Origin of the sequence: Shewanella marinintestina (assembly GCF_023283845.1) — a bacterium.
GTDB classification, from domain to species: Bacteria; Pseudomonadota; Gammaproteobacteria; order Enterobacterales; family Shewanellaceae; genus Shewanella; species Shewanella marinintestina.
Window position 1 is genome coordinate 80755 of sequence record NZ_JAKILC010000021.1, and the last position, 15067, is coordinate 95821.

Below are 15067 nucleotides of genomic sequence, written 5' to 3' on the forward strand. Positions count from 1 at the left end.
TCAATAGTTAAAGGTTTCACAATTCAATCCTATTTAGCTTTAAGAACGCAAAGCCAATAAGGCCAACTAAGAAACATGAGATAGCCATTACTTTTCCTTAGCGCTTTCTTGCGCCTGAAACTCTCCACAAACAAGGATGGGCATAACCCACCATGACAAACCTATCCACCCAACTATCGGGATGAGTGACAAAACAACGCCAGAAGCAAAAACAATGCCTCTCTGTTTGGAGTTTTTTGCTTTGTACCAGCCTATGAACTTAGTAATTGGATTGTTCATTTTTTGCGCCCCTTTATTACGGTAACGAATGAATAAAGCGTTAACTCCGCTTAAAAACAAGCTCCCTATAATCAGTAATAATCCAGTTATGATTACTTGAGCTAGCCAAATCACAATAACCTCGTAGTTAACAATTAATGCCGGATCTGAGTAAACCTTGCCAAGCCTCATAGCGATGAACACGAAGTGAAGAAATACGGCAATTATTACTCGACTCTTAAACCCTTTACTTGTGTACTTGCCAAGCGCATAGATTAGAACAATCAAGGTTACTGACATGTGCATTACTAGCCCAACCTTTGAGCGACAGTTTGATGAAGTTGTACAGCACCTGTGATCCAGTGCTCACTTCCTTCTGATTGAGTGTCCATAAACTCAGAAAAACGCTCTCTTGCTGCGGATTCACTCTCGGCAGTGACAATTTCTATGTAGGAGTCTTCATCACCATAGTGGCCTACCACAATCCACATGTTCTCAATAACATCAGTTACTGATTCACAGGATTGACGAACAGGAAGTCCATTAACTTCTAGATGTAGTAGGCCGACCTTGCAGATAGAACAAGATGGTAAGGTACATACACTTTCGTTAAACATTTCACTCTCACTTAATAGGTTTTATCTTAATCGTCTTGTAAGTGCTGCCCGATAGAAGTGCAAAGGCCGTTAAATATCCGCTCAACTATTTACTTGTAAGCATTATACGTGCTACTAGCGTTATCGAGATGTTTACAAGATGAGCATTCTACACACAACAAAGAGGGTATCAACACAAAAGCCCTCCATAAAGAGCTTAAATCACATAAAAACCCTACAAATTTGATATGAGTCATATTTTCGACCGACAAGAAAAAATGGAGGGAGTAAGATTGAATTCCCTCCGAAATGATTGTAGTCTTGCCCTAATAACACTTCGGAGATAAGTTTTTGGATAAGTTAGATGATATTGGCGATATAGATGAACGCGAAGTCATGGAAAGCTTCAGAAAGATGAAACGACATGTTGGGATAGTTTATTTCATGAACCCTACAAGACTCGATTCATATAGAAATATCGATGATCCGAACTATCGTGAACCTACCAATGCCGAAGTTTCAGAAGTAATAGAAACCATGATTTTTATTGGTCACTGCAAGACTGACATAGCAAGAATGCTTGGCCTCAAAACCGCAAGCAAAGATAAGACCAAAGTGCTTAGGAAGTGGTGCGATGGCGAACCGAATGATGTCTCTAGTATTCCTCATTCGTCTTGGGTACACCTATTAGTATTAAGTGGAAAAACTTGCTTATACAATGTAGTGCCCGATGAAGGCTGGACTCGAGGATAAATAGAATAATATCAAAGGATATTTTCATAACCACTTCAATCTAAAATATCAAATCTAGTCGAGACCAATGAATTTTAGTCCGCATTAATAAATACAGATTACAAACAGCCTACTGAACCAATGGGAAATCAAATGGTTCAGTGGGTTAAAGTTAAACACTCCCTTGAACAAAAGCCAAAACTTGACTAATCAACCAGGCAATACTTGCAAATACGCTAGCAACTTGAAAAAACCAGTCAAATTAGTGATATTGAAAATACTCTTTTAAACATTTACTACACTTGGAGATCTTGTCTGAATCAGAGGTGTTTATGAATAATAGCAGTAACCCAAGAGACATTAGATTGCAGGAGCGACTATCCTTGCAATTAGGAGCAGCAAGCCGTCCTGCGGACGTAGAATCCAGCATTGGACAACAACTGAATGGTGACCCTGTTATTTTTGGTGCTAAATACAAAATCAAGTCAGAAGGTAAGGCATACCTGCTATATATTAGTTTTGATGCTTGGGAAGCTGAAGGGGTAAGCTCAGCAATAATCAAAGCCATCGAGCTAATGAGAGGTAACCCAAATCAATGGGTCACCATCCCAGCAGACCTAAATCCATACTTAGGAGAACTACCTAATGAAGCTCTCTGGTGAAAAGAGCAATTAACTAGGTACTTCAGCGACCATATTCTCAAGCAGCGTAGCAATTACACTCGCATGTTTTGACGGGAAAATGATACCGTCATCTATCGCACTTAAGTTATGACAAGATGTCGTTACCATCATATAGCCCTGAGCAGCGACTCGAATAACCTTCAAATCTGCTGAACAGTTCGCTTCAATAGATTGATTTGAATATTCATTAAAGACATATGCACCAACGCTGTCTCTCGGTATAACAACGATCTCACCATCCCTGCCGTTCTGATTCATCCCCCTGATTGTTCTAGCCAAATTTCTCACATCATTTAAGCTCCGTATCTGCAAACCATAAGCAATACCTAGCGGTGCACCTTTATCACTAGCCTCCCTGTCCTCCTCCGTATAATCAGAAACAACCAAGTTGACCCAGCCATTACTTGCTAGGCGAAGAACCATTCTCTTTGCAACTCTGCGCTCATTTTGAGCCATCGGCATCAAATGTTGCACGATGATATTTTCTCTTAAAGCCTCAGCTACAATTGTCACCTCTTCAGCCTTATTCTCATCTTTAATTTCCGACACGACGCTAGAGATACCTGAAGTTTGTGCCGGAGTTTGATTGTTATCGCTGCACGCTGCCATCGTTGAAGTAACGACCATTGCTATTAATAATTTTTTCATTGTGCTTCCTTTAAAAATGGCCAACTCGTTATGGCCTAAACATCATGCCCCTCAGCAGAAAGGCATGATTTATTGTCTGAACTAATCTGTATGATTAAATCTCTGAGTCCTGCAAAAAGGTCAGAGCCTGAGAAACTAGCCACGCAATACTTGCAAATACGCTAGCAACACTTGCTGCTACTCCAGCTGCATGACTAATCGATGGTGAAACAACCGCTAAGGTTTGCTCAATCCACTCCAGTAGTGACATCACTCCCCCTTAAGCTGCAATATCGACCTGAGGTTCAAAGACAAACAGCCCCTTGCCCCAAATGAGAAGCTGCTTTGCTTTCTTAACTACGTAATTTTTTGCCTCTATCAACTTCGCCATTGCGATACAACCAAAGCCGTTCAAAGCCACCAGCAATAGGCTAGCCTTTTCAATGACGACCTCTCTCGCCATCATGAGTACTTCCTTCACTTTCTTTGCACCTTGGATAACTGCGCCAATTACGCCCTGTCCTTTTATCGCTGCCACTGAAGCTACGACTATCGAACCGCCTGTAGCGACATATGCCGCGCCTGCAACTGCAGCTGCTGCAACAATTACTTTCACCTGTTGTTTTTTCGTCGAGAAAAACTGAGTAACACTGCTAACAACCTTCTTAAAGGTGAGGACAATTTTCATACCCAATGACACTGATTCTTGATTTTTCATAGTTGATTCCTGCTCAAAATAATTAATAAATAAGTTAACGCTCGTTGGGATTGATTTGACTGAGGCACAAGTCTGATGAAGCAATTCGAGAAATGCTTGTGGGTTAGTCTTCAGTAAATGCCTAAGCTGTTTTGCTGATTGCTTACTGTGCTGCTGCACAAAGTCGATGGTTTTCTTTAAGTGTGTTGGTTTCATGCTTTAACTCTTTAGCCACTGCAGCAATGGTCATCCGGCTGGCACCGGTAATTTGCTGTATGGCGGTATAGGTGTGTGAAGTTCTAAGTAGTTTGCCAATTGAATCCCAAAGTACTTGGTTTCGTTTTCGTCCTTGATAAGCATCAGGTCTTTCAGTTTGTGCTTTAGCGATACCTTCAAGGGTACGCTTACGCCTGAGGTCATAATCCTTCCTGGCTGTAGCAGCTAAGATATCGAGCAGCATGCCATTCACTGCCCGAAGAACTGACTTAACAAACTCATCGCCAGTATCCGCTTGCCTAAGAGCGATATGACTTGTTGGTAAATCAAGAGCCACAATTGAAATCCCCTTAGATTCAATCGTATTTTTGAGCGCTATCCAGTCATCGTTCTTGAGGCGACTAATACGGTCAACTGACTCAATTAAGATGATGTCACCAGCTGAAGCCTCAGCTAGCAAACGTGATAACTCAGGCCGATTAAGTGAAGTACCTGTGAATTTCTCAAAGTAGAAAGATGCGACTTGCTGGCTATAGCTTTTAGCAAATTCTGCTATCTCCTCTTTGGCACGCATGACGTCTTGGCCAACAGTACTGACGCGCAGGTATGCTCGGATAAATCCCATATGGGCCTCCATAGGTAAACTTAGGGTGGTATTACTGTACTGGTAAGGTTTGGGGTTACTGGCGGGTCTAAACTGTACCGCTTTGCGTAGTACAGTTACGGTATAGGCTTAGTGGACTAATGTTGTGACAATGGCAAGACCATGCTGTGGCTTGATGGCCCTTGCTATATCGATTATGAAACGCTTGAGTTTTAAGTGGAATGGTATGCCCTGCTGTTCAAGTAACATCAAAAGATAAGCCCGCTTACTCCCCTGAATGCTCCTATCACTGTATATCCTTTGGTACTCACTGCTGCGATTCTCAGCAGTAATTGCCTCCACCACCAGCTTGGCTTGTTGAATATTTACTGGCGAGATGTCAGGCAGTACCTGGAACACCACTTTCAACACTCTTTTAACTATTTTGTAGAGCCGTACAACTAGCTCAATCACGAGACCTCCTGAATTTCAGACAAAGAAAAAGCTCGCAAGATGCGAGCTTCAAAGTGGGCGTGCACTCCCATAGTACTTATAACAAGGGATGCTTAGAGTGTTGAATTTTAGTCATCATAATAATGAAATTGATAGTTATCTTTGTAAGGCATGGCACTTTCACATTTATAATGCCTGATGAAGTCACTTAGCTTCATTCTGTTCAGATCTTCAGTTCTCAACTCTCTCTTGTAGAGGGTATAGTACAGTTCTTTCACACGAGCTAGCAGTAATGCACTATGCTCTTCTGCTAGCTTTTGACCATAGACAAAGGAAATATCGCTATTTTTCACCACCTGTTGCTCAGGTAGAACTATTCCATTTTTTTCTGTATAAAGTCGCTTTTTATTTTCCCTATTATATTCCCAATATCCTCTTATCATTGTTAGCACATGGTGCTTAAAAATCAGATCCACTTCATGCTGTTTATCTACGGCTCTTGAAGGAGATTTAATTAATTTCAAAAAAGATGTATATGTATGATCCTGTTCTGCATAGGCAATGCAATCGACTAAAAAATATGACAACGCCTTAGGTATGGGAGCATTGTTATCTTTAGCCTTTACAGCAAATGAGTACAAGGCTCTAACAGCAAGCCTAATTTTAATGCCCTGCTCTTCAGTGTCTTCTGATAACAAACCTTCTAACTCTTCAAGAGTTTCTGCTACCCATAAGTACTCCCTACAATCAAAAAACCAATTATAAGCCAATCTAAACCCCTACATTTTAATAACAAAAAATCAAAGACGGCTATCCATAACTCTCGGCGGCTACTTTCTTAAAAATATATTGTTTAATGGCCTTTAATCCGTAACGGCATTCGGCTAAACGGCTACAAGAAAGGAGAAACAATGGAAACTTACCCAGAGCCAACTACCAGCTCACCAGAAGGCAACCAACATCTTGGGATGTTATTCGACAAACACCCTGCAGAGATTTCACTCAATGATCCTGATTCTCAACGGTACCTTAAGAAGGTCTACCCTAACGCCAGTATCAATACCATAACGAGGGTAAGGTTTATGTGGGAGGGGGTCATTAATGAGGACTACTTCGCAATTTTTCAGTCGAACAGCGCAATGATGGCTATTCATGTTGATAGCTCAGGCTCCGCTATCCTCAACTTCCCAATTGGGTTCTGGACTGAGGATGAACATGCAGGTCACACCCCACGCAGTTGTATCTCAGCATTCCAGGCTGAACTATCAGAAATCTCAGACTGGAACCCTGCACCGTTCAATCAGTTACGTCAGCGTGCCTGTTCACTTCTATCATGGTGGCAAGACGAAGCCTTTATCCGTGAAGCCGAACAGCTAAAGCTGAACCATACCACTTCAGACCTCGAACACTAGTAAGGAGCGCACTATGAGCATTAATGCACTAGACCTGGTTGATTCTAGCCAACCTGTAGTAAACCCAGACTTGAAGCTACATGAGATCATAAGCATTATCGAACCGTTAATGAAGCTAGGCGGCTTGCTGCCTAAAGACTCACCCGGTGGATTAGCGAGCATAGTCAAACAAATGGCTATCTTAGCTGATGAGGCGATCTACACCTGCCAGCTTTCTACTGCTGTAGACTTAGTTGAAGCAGCGACTTTACATGCTTCGATCTGGGATAGTGAGTTTACCAAAAATATAGTTTGGAGCTGTCGTAGCCTTTTAGGCGATGTAAGCCAAGAACATTGATGTTCAGCAGTTAAGTATTTGGTGCACCTTATATCGGGTGCACTCTATCGTTCACCGTCAAGGGAGAAAACTAATATGGATATTGACTACCTAATCACGATGATCTCATGCGCCGTTGGAATTGAGCATGAACTCGACGATGATGTTCCCTATGAACTATTCGAAGAAGCTGAAGAGCTCAGTGCACTGGCAAATCGAGTAATTTACCTGTTGGAAGATGAAATGTAAGCACACTGCTTACGACCACTTCTAACCTCTTTTATCTTAACAAGGTCTACTAGTTGATACATCTAGTAGACCTCTACCAAAGCGCTACTTCACCTGAGTACAGTCTGAGTACCCTAGTCCACCGAACTGATACAAGGTAGTTAGGCCACAAGCTTTACCCGTTTCATTACCAAAGCAGCCCCATGCCTGAGTAGCATCATGACCACTATCAGGATCTTTCACCTGATTAATGATGAACTCTGTTTCCTCCTGAGAAAAGCCAGTATTATGCATTGCAGCACCCAGTTTAAAGCATTCCAGGTGCCTGAGCTGCTGATAGTTACGCCTGATAAGTCTAAGAAAAAACTCTCGGTCTAAGCTACTCCGTGCAGTCTCAATAAGGCTAAGCGAAGCCTGAACTTCAGCTAGTTCATCACCCTCTAGTCTGGTTAGCATTTCCCTAAGTTCATGAACTGTTGCTTGAGGTTTACTGCCTAGTAGTTCAGGAGCGACCAATTTTGCTCTCCCCCTCTGCTTCACAGTGAATATCCGTTGATTAACAGGATCATCTTGTCCCTCATAGATAGGTGCAGCAGTATAATGCACTTGTGCGTCACTAAATAATGCCTTATCTACTAATTCGCACTTCCTAAAAATAGCCTTTAATCCACGACTACTGAGTGGAGTTTCATTTAAAAACCAAATGTGGGCCTTCAACACAGGACTCTCAGGCGTGTAGCTTGCGCTCAGTTGAACCACATAATCAGCACTTCTCACTGGAACGGGTAATTGAGCAACAACTTCTGCAACGGCTTCAAGCGGTTCTTTGTCAGTCTTATAGTCATCCACATCAAGCATGAACCAGTTCCTAGCCTTACTTTGGATTGTGGGCTGGGTACCATCTTTCTGTGGGTTGAGTAACCGCTGTTTGTTCTGCACAGTGGGGTCTATCTGCTCTCCTCTAATAACAGCCATCATATGCTCATTGCTAAGCTCAGTGATGAGTTCAGCTAGTTCGTCAATAGAGTTGACTTCACGCTCGATAAAGTTAAAACGATACTGACGGCCATAGCTTATCTTCTCGCCATCAATGAAGCGTTTGGTAAATGGTTTGGTCCTATCGACCGTCTCGATGATAGTGATTTTGTTCATCTGCATTCCTTTGCATTGGTTGGGGCTGACAATCTTGATAATCTTGATTACCAATGATTATTGTCAGCTTAAAAAACATCAGTAATGGTGCCCTAGTATGACAATCTTGACTATCCTGATAATAATTATAGAAATTAGATATAGTCAGAGAAGATACTTAGACAATAATCGCGGAGGTTTCTTTAAAAACATCATTATTGTCAAATCATCAAGGGGGTACTCGTCAACACTTGTAAATTCAACGACTTATAGCCACTGACAATAATTGGTGATCCTGACAATAATTACTCGCCAATATTCATCATCTCTTGTGCTTCACTACTGTCCCTATCAATACTGTATGACCAGGTTTTATCAGCCAATCGCTGATGCGAAACAAAACTACTCACTGCATCACCTCTTAGGAATGAACCAAACGACTTAGATGACATCTCCTTCGAGTTACTGGCATTCGCAAGTCGCCAGCCTTTATAGTCATCATATAGCCAACTTTGAGGTTCGTTACTACATACTTTTCGTGCCATGAGATCACACAACCAATCTTCCACAGGCTCTCTTCTACGTTGCTCGTTAAACGAACGCTTTAATAAGCGTTCACGATGGGGTTCTATCGGATTCTGGCCACTCTCGTCAACTCCACGCCACATTGCGGTAAAGTCGACATCAAGCGCTGCAAACAGTGGCCTATTGAGGTCAATTTGCCAAACGCGACGACTGCCTGTGGTGTCCCATAAAATCTCACTTAGTACCTTGTTGCTACTGCCTATACCTTGCGTAATGTTCTTCGTTTCTAGGAAACTTTGAGAGTACATAACACGCGAGAACTCACTAGATGAAGTACACCAGGACTTCAGTTTGTTGATATCACTCTTATCCATCCCAGCCATCTCATCAAAATCTGCGACGAGTAATTTTGCGTAGATAGGTTGAGCACTGGCATCACCTAGCTTCTTGAAATCATATTGCTGACTCAGCTCTGCCACAGGTGAGTACAACGCTCGGCAAAAGGTGCTTTTGCCTTGTTGCTGCCCAGAGCTAAAAAACATCGGCATAGGAACCTGTTCGGGCTCTCGACCTGCCATTATCTGCTTAAGATTCCACACCCAAGCTTTAAGGATAATGATTGAATCATCATCAAAGCCTGATAGCTCCTGAAGCCTCGACCACTCCGACACGCTTCCTGGCTGAAATGACAGCTCATCGACCTTTTCATCGATGTAACTGTAATACCAGTCTTCACTCATCATGCCGTAGGCTGCCTGCAACTGGCGTTCTCCCATCAGACGGCTCTTAGTTTCCTTACTGATCTGATGCTCCTGGGACCAAATGATTAACTCATTCATCATAGTATCCAGCCCCGCCATTCCACGCCTGTTATACAACTTACAGAATCCAAGTCGATATCCCTTTTCACGGAAGAAGAGGCTCAATAACTCAGTTGAGGTTCTGCAATTAGCAGCTTGACTACTGATGTCATTGGCAGCACGCCCAGCCTCTTGCGCTGCAAGTAGTTCAGGATGCTCCGGTGCTGCCATTAATCCCATAAGAGCATCATTTGCCGCTTGGTTAGTTTGCTCTAGTTGTTCTTGTTCCATTGGTTAATTCCTTTTTGATGTCCTGAAGCGATCCTTCGCCCAGTGTTGCTACTACTAAATCATGCACGAAACGAGCTGCAGGCATATCACATGCCTGAGCTGATTCGATAAGTCGTTTATACTCCGAACGAGTGAACTCTAACTTCATCGAGTATAAGATCCTCCTTCATTTTCATCGTACCGCCTTCCTCTTATTAATCATTTGAATCGAACGGGTTGTCAGTGACTTAAGCGACATGAAAGCCTGTACGTCATTAGGTGAATAACCTGATGCAACCAGGGCTTTAATCATGCGATTTCGTTTAGATAGGGTCATTGTTGTTACCTCCTAAACTTATTTTAAGGTGACGAAATATGTCCGAAGCAAAATAATGAGAAATAGGCGATATATCTGAATTGTTAGTGGGCAACAAGTGAAGGATTAACGAAGCTAAGCAATGGTGACTTAAAGATAAATAGGTATATATTTAGTATCTATAACCTCGCTACTTCCTCAAAATGGTTACCTTTTAGTTTTGGATAATCTTTCTTATATAAAAGGTCACCATTTTTGACCTGGCATTCTCGTCTAACCAAGTTAGCTGGCACCCGCAGCCGTTCGCTAATGACGTCGATATCTATGTCTGCCCCTAACGCTTGATGAACCAATGCCTTCTGCTCCTCACTTAGCTTACATCGTGGGTTGTTAGCACCTGAGAAATCATATTGAACAGCCCCTAATTCCCGAGACAGGCTATTGACTTCGCTTAATCGTAAACTGTGAACATAAAGCGGCTTACCACCACCGAGGATATCCAGCAGATTAACAATTTGAAGCATGGCAGCCTTAATCTTATTGCCGGATAAGTCCTCACCCATGATGTTCAAACGGGCAACCGCTTTGGCACCACCATCTAGAAAGGTCTGATTGATGTGCGCTAAGGTCAACGACCCACTGCCACAACAGATATCGGCAAAATTCTCAAGACCCGTGCTGCCGCCCATCATTTTCGCCATAAGCGTACTGAGTGCTGGAGGCGTCCTGAAGAACGACAAGTGGCCGGAGCCGCCACACTCCTCTATCACGTGGCCAATAAAATCCTCTCCTGGACACGTTTCCCAAGCTCTTCGAATAACATGCGATAACTGATGGGCACTCTTACTTTTCGCCTCACTCAGAGGCTTAGCGGGCGCGTATAAGCCTGTTTGACGGTACGCCCAGTCATCTATGAACTCTGAGAAGAACCGACCATGACCGCTATACCGGTCACCCTCTTGCACTAACTTAACCGCTTGCTGTAAATGTGACACTTAATAAACTCCAGATAGCAAAAAGGCTTCCGAAGAAGCCTTGATGGTGTGAATGTTGATTTAGCTGAACAGTGCCCGTAGGCGAGACTCAATAAGCGCATCGGTGATGTACCAGGGCTTGTCCGTCACGTTCACTTCAATGCCCTTATGTACTACTCGATAGTCTGCGACACGCTTTCCTTTATAATGAACATGAGTGCCAATTAGACTCACATCAGGGTTACCGATAGCTGCGCGGCTAATCCGTCGCTCTGCATCAGAAGGGTTGGTTAGAATTGTGATTTTCATATCGGCCTTTATAGCAGGTCTGACAAGGCGGAATATTGAAGATATGACCACTCGATACACTCTGTCTTATCAAGCCAAAGCACCCGCTTCCCGTCGATATAATCAGTGTCGTAATCCATGCCGCCTGTGATGAACTCATCAACGGAGTCAGGACTAATCCAAACAAAGTTCTCTGCAAACCGGGCCAGTTGTCGCAAGTCATAACGACCTCGACTGTCGATACGCAGGTTCTCGGCACAGCCTTCGAGCTCAACATAACGGTGGCGGATAGCGGGTGATTGATAACTTAAGGTTGAGGTAGGTGTTAGCGCGTTAGACCGCGTATTGGTTGGGGTGTGGGTTTTACTTTGAGACTCTTTAGATACTGCACTGTCAATGGCCTTGAAGATACTCCAGATCTCCCTAAGCCATGACAGTAGTTTTTTGAACAGGTGTCGAAACATAGATTTTCCTTTGTTATGAGGTTTACTCTATGTTTCTTATAACTAATTAAAAATGATAAATTGAATTACAGGCTTGGTATTCCCCGCTTAAACTGTATTAATAAAGAGGCTCACCTGACGCATTTTGTTAAAAATGCAATTGTTAAGCCAAGAGAATCTCATTCTTCGACAATAAACATCAGAGTTTACTCGCTTATACTCAGGTTAAGTGCCTCACACCATTTGATCCTATCGAATTAACTAGATACTAGTATCAATAGCACCACTCTAACTTGAGATAGCAATTTGGCTGTATATGCTTCTCACTGTCCACAAACAATATCTGTGTTCTACGTACATAAATAGTTCTTAAGCTATTGACCATTGAGATCAATAGCTTAAACTAGTTCAAAATATGAACCTTAACAATGTGAAACTATGGTAGATACTTGTATAGAAGTACTCTCTACTGAACAACTAATGGCAGTATACGCCCGTCAAGCCTCAGGCTTGATGGCTGAAACATATGCCTGCGGTATTAAGTGGAATGGTGGTAAAGAAACTAAAGCGTACGTTAAACGATTTAGCCACATCCGTACATTAGCATTAGTAAACGAAGTGACTGGTTATATCATTGCAAAACACTTGGACTTGCCAGTTCCCAGTTTCGCAGGGCTCATACATACTTCTGCAAACCAATTTGATAACACACCTACACGGTACAATGACTGGGCATTTGTTGTAAGTAGTCTTGAAGGTGCAACACCTGGCAGTTTTTATGATGTAAAAGACATGCCTTCATGCAAAACCCTCATGAATCTCGTTGCAGGGTGGGATAAAGTAACTGATGCAATAGCATTTGATGATTGGGTCGCGAACGAAGATCGTCACCTGGGTAACATTATGGTAGCAGGTAAAAACAGAATTTATCTTTTTGACCATAGCAACTTACCCATTACTTTAAACTGGCAGGCGCAACAACTTGATCCGAACTATATAGCTAAAAATGTCTTATCAGAAAATCTCTATGCTCTAAACTGTACTCCTTTACCAGTAAAATCAATGATTGCCCATGCCACCAATACTCATGAGGATGTTTATAACCAGATAAAAAAAGAGCTATGCTATTGGTGGGATCTCTTGTTGGAAGGAGATACGGAGCGTAGGACTGCACTTGAAAGGTTTATGGAATCTAGAGCAATTTTAGGTAATAGTCGTGTTTGCGACAGTTTGAGAATGTTGGCATAGAAGATGAAAACATTAGACGATATTTTAAACTCTACAACTAGAACCACAAACGTGTCTGGTAATTGGTATCAATTTCAGTGGACCCCTGACATTACAACAGGTGAGAAATTAAACATTGGTGTTGGCTTTAGGGACAAGTCCGGCGAATTCGGAGTACTAATGCTGGATTACTATGAACGTATAAATTGCTTTTACGGTCAAGAAATGCAGTTTCAACTTGAACTTGCTTGTAATGTGGCTAGAGAGCTCGTGTTTCGAAAAGAATTAAATGACTCAAATGAACTAACCCCTCAAATACACCTTGTAAAAAAAGGATTTGCACAAGGGAAAAACACTACCGATATCCTAAATAACCTGTATAAGAATACGATATCCTTAGGAAAAAAAGTTAGAAAGGTTAGTAGCAATAGATTTTCTTCAACATCGAGAGATGCGGTATATATTACTTTGAAGGAAAAGTTAAAGCTAAACTTAGGTATTGATTACTCTTACCATGTACCAGAAAACCCATATCAAACAGTCAGCGAAGATAACATAATAAATAACTTATACTTACCATATAAAAAGCAACATGGAGTCGCCACACTGGTGTCGACTGCATATGCTGATATTCAGAGAGTTAAGTGTAATTTGTTTGATGGTTATAGAGATATTGATATAGCTTCCAACCAAATAAACACTAAAGAAAACGCCATCTTTTTAATGCTCCCTGATGAGAGCCTAAAACGTGAAACGCAAATAGAGATTGAGAACGAATTGGAAAAATTCATTTGGTTATTAAAACCGCATAACTTTCATGTTGGATCACATGTTAACACCGAAGGTTTAGCTGAAGAGATTACTGAGTGGTGTCAAAGCGCTGCTTGAGTTGTATGATAGCTGAGCTGATAATAGATACAACTGAGGGTTAGTGGATTCATTAGATGAACCTTATTTTTAATTAAATAAATCCACTAATTCTTTTCTCTGTTTAGCATATAATCGACACTCAAAAAACTGAACTACACATATACTAAATCACGGCGGCCCTATAAAATTTCTTCAATTTTCACTACAGAAATATTCCGGATACCCAAACTAGAAAGAGTGTCAAAATGATTATTTTTGTCAGTTTCTGAATAGTATGTCGCAATCCAAGTAGCATCTGGATCAGTCGATTTAACTAACTCTTCGAAATATGGCAGATCAACATCAGCAAGTGAATGCCCGAGAACAAACACTTCTTCTACGTTTTTCAGATCATTGAAAAAATCTGTATGCTTCTCTATTATTGCTCTTGTACCTTTAAACGTCTCGGTAAAATAACTCATAATAGTATCTTTCCCTAGCTCCAATGAATAATCATACTGCTCAGCCATGTCCTGCCGCCATTGCTCGTACTGTTCAGCAGTAAGTCCTAAAGGAGGCTTCTCTGGCTGTTCTTCAAAGTTCTTTGGGTCAACACCATGACCAAGAACTAATTCACCACCATTAATTTCAGCCTTCTCATGAATGAACAATACGTTGTTATCAGGGATTTCGTAGTACTTTTTTAATGTATCTGTGTAGTTAAAACTTAGATATTTAGCATCTCTATCGATATTAATTATTTTGTTTGATTCAATACCTGAAAACTGCACAGATAGAATAAACTCTTTAAAAGCTTTATACAGATCTACTGTTAGTTTTTTCAAGACCATTTCCATATCAATTTGAAAGGTATTCCAATCTCTATCTCTGAATTCTGCTGCACCAGGAACTGCTATGGAGTCAATATGTGCTTCCAATACTGTTGTGATATCTAATAACGATAAGTTGGTTTCGAACTCAGACCATAGAGGATCTTTCATTGTGTCCCAATTTAATGGGTTTAAATCATCAAATCCATAGTAATCGAGCAATAGCTCATACACTTCGTTGTAGTGCTTCTTAAGATAAAGTCCAAATGATGTGTAACTTGTATTTAATCCGTGGTGGATGTCAAACCCATTGCCTATGATATACAGTTTCATTTTATTATACCGATTAGTGAAAAAGAGACTACAACTAGTAGTCTAATAGATAAAAGTTACTCACCGTTAATATCTAGCGCTTTGAAACTCAAGTTCTTAGCTCCTGCATCACAAAGCTCAAAATAACCATCTTCATAATCTATTTCTACAATTTCAGCATTTTCTCTGACTGGTAAGCCCCTAGAACAGTAGACACTTCATAGAGTTATAATGAACCAAAAAATATGAGGTGTTACATGCGCGGAAAACGTTATCCCGATGAGTTCAAAATTGAAGCTGT

General features: G+C 41.4%; 21 protein-coding genes. 7 read left to right on the forward strand and 14 right to left on the reverse strand.

From position 1 onward, the window contains the following. Positions 1–87: 87 nt before the first annotated feature. The gene (locus tag L2747_RS18780) at positions 88–558 is read right to left on the reverse strand and encodes a hypothetical protein (protein ID WP_249000528.1); all 471 of its coding nucleotides are present in this window, start codon (positions 556–558) and stop codon (positions 88–90) included. Positions 559–566: 8 nt separating this feature from the next. Continuing rightward, positions 567–875 (reverse strand): hypothetical protein, encoded by a 309-nt coding sequence (locus tag L2747_RS18785; RefSeq protein WP_249000529.1) that lies wholly within the window; start codon positions 873–875, stop codon positions 567–569. Positions 876–1298: 423 nt separating this feature from the next. Between L2747_RS18785 and L2747_RS18790 the strand changes: the two genes are divergently transcribed. Continuing rightward, complete coding sequence (locus L2747_RS18790) at positions 1299–1607, forward strand: hypothetical protein (RefSeq protein ID WP_249000530.1); 309 nt, start codon at positions 1299–1301, stop codon at positions 1605–1607. Positions 1608–1918: 311 nt separating this feature from the next. Beyond that, positions 1919–2248 carry a hypothetical protein gene (locus L2747_RS18795; RefSeq protein ID WP_249000531.1) on the forward strand — a complete coding sequence of 110 codons (330 nt, stop codon included), beginning with the start codon at positions 1919–1921 and terminating at the stop codon, positions 2246–2248. A 9-nt stretch (positions 2249–2257) separates the two neighbouring features. Here L2747_RS18795 and L2747_RS18800 read toward each other — a convergent pair whose 3' ends face one another. The 6 genes from L2747_RS18800 to L2747_RS18825 form a co-directional block, all read right to left on the reverse strand. After that, positions 2258–2917: a hypothetical protein gene (locus L2747_RS18800; protein ID WP_249000532.1), complete on the reverse strand. Its 660-nt coding sequence runs from the start codon at positions 2915–2917 to the stop codon at positions 2258–2260. Between the two features lie 94 nt (positions 2918–3011). After that, complete coding sequence (locus L2747_RS18805) at positions 3012–3167, reverse strand: hypothetical protein (protein ID WP_249000533.1); 156 nt, start codon at positions 3165–3167, stop codon at positions 3012–3014. A gap of 9 nt (positions 3168–3176) precedes the next feature. Further along, entirely contained in the window at positions 3177–3809 is a 633-nt protein-coding gene (locus L2747_RS18810; protein WP_249000549.1) for a hypothetical protein, read from the reverse strand. Continuing rightward, complete coding sequence (locus L2747_RS18815; RefSeq protein WP_249000534.1) at positions 3757–4434, reverse strand: recombinase family protein; 678 nt, start codon at positions 4432–4434, stop codon at positions 3757–3759. The genes L2747_RS18810 and L2747_RS18815 overlap by 53 nt, the downstream gene beginning before the upstream one ends. Positions 4435–4542: 108 nt before the next feature. Further along, positions 4543–4866 (reverse strand): hypothetical protein, encoded by a 324-nt coding sequence (locus L2747_RS18820; protein ID WP_249000535.1) that lies wholly within the window; start codon positions 4864–4866, stop codon positions 4543–4545. A gap of 107 nt (positions 4867–4973) precedes the next feature. Further along, a complete protein-coding gene (locus L2747_RS18825; RefSeq protein WP_249000536.1) occupies positions 4974–5615 on the reverse strand; it encodes a hypothetical protein in 642 nt (213 codons plus the stop codon). A 141-nt stretch (positions 5616–5756) separates the two neighbouring features. Here L2747_RS18825 and L2747_RS18830 point away from each other — a divergent pair, with 141 nt between their 5' ends. From L2747_RS18830 to L2747_RS18840, 3 genes are all read left to right on the forward strand, one after another. Further along, positions 5757–6257 (forward strand): hypothetical protein, encoded by a 501-nt coding sequence (locus tag L2747_RS18830; protein ID WP_249000537.1) that lies wholly within the window; start codon positions 5757–5759, stop codon positions 6255–6257. A gap of 13 nt (positions 6258–6270) precedes the next feature. Next, positions 6271–6594, forward strand: coding sequence for a hypothetical protein (locus L2747_RS18835; RefSeq protein WP_249000538.1), 324 nt, complete (start codon positions 6271–6273; stop codon positions 6592–6594). Between the two features lie 75 nt (positions 6595–6669). Then, positions 6670–6822: a hypothetical protein gene (locus tag L2747_RS18840; protein WP_249000539.1), complete on the forward strand. Its 153-nt coding sequence runs from the start codon at positions 6670–6672 to the stop codon at positions 6820–6822. Positions 6823–6906: 84 nt separating this feature from the next. Here the strand turns inward: L2747_RS18840 and L2747_RS18845 are convergent, their stop codons facing one another. From L2747_RS18845 to L2747_RS18865, 5 genes are all read right to left on the reverse strand, one after another. After that, positions 6907–7953: a hypothetical protein gene (locus tag L2747_RS18845; RefSeq protein ID WP_249000540.1), complete on the reverse strand. Its 1047-nt coding sequence runs from the start codon at positions 7951–7953 to the stop codon at positions 6907–6909. Between the two features lie 284 nt (positions 7954–8237). Beyond that, positions 8238–9548, reverse strand: a complete 1311-nt coding sequence (locus tag L2747_RS18850) for a virulence-associated E family protein (RefSeq protein WP_249000541.1) — start codon at positions 9546–9548, stop codon at positions 8238–8240. Positions 9549–10022: 474 nt separating this feature from the next. Beyond that, positions 10023–10838 (reverse strand): DNA methyltransferase family protein, encoded by an 816-nt coding sequence (locus L2747_RS18855; protein ID WP_249000542.1) that lies wholly within the window; start codon positions 10836–10838, stop codon positions 10023–10025. 60 nt (positions 10839–10898) lie between these two features. Continuing rightward, the gene (locus L2747_RS18860; protein ID WP_249000543.1) at positions 10899–11126 is read right to left on the reverse strand and encodes a hypothetical protein; all 228 of its coding nucleotides are present in this window, start codon (positions 11124–11126) and stop codon (positions 10899–10901) included. 8 nt (positions 11127–11134) lie between these two features. Next, a complete protein-coding gene (locus tag L2747_RS18865; RefSeq protein ID WP_249000544.1) occupies positions 11135–11569 on the reverse strand; it encodes a hypothetical protein in 435 nt (144 codons plus the stop codon). Positions 11570–12028: 459 nt separating this feature from the next. Between L2747_RS18865 and L2747_RS18870 the strand changes: the two genes are divergently transcribed. Together L2747_RS18870 and L2747_RS18875 are read left to right on the forward strand one after the other, a co-directional pair. Next, positions 12029–12796: a hypothetical protein gene (locus L2747_RS18870; RefSeq protein WP_249000545.1), complete on the forward strand. Its 768-nt coding sequence runs from the start codon at positions 12029–12031 to the stop codon at positions 12794–12796. A gap of 3 nt (positions 12797–12799) precedes the next feature. Next, positions 12800–13663, forward strand: coding sequence for a hypothetical protein (locus L2747_RS18875; protein WP_249000546.1), 864 nt, complete (start codon positions 12800–12802; stop codon positions 13661–13663). Positions 13664–13824: 161 nt separating this feature from the next. On the opposite strand, the gene L2747_RS18880 is transcribed toward L2747_RS18875, so the two are convergent. Further along, positions 13825–14787, reverse strand: a complete 963-nt coding sequence (locus tag L2747_RS18880; protein ID WP_249000547.1) for a bacteriophage abortive infection AbiH family protein — start codon at positions 14785–14787, stop codon at positions 13825–13827. Between the last annotated feature and the right edge of the window lie 280 nt (positions 14788–15067).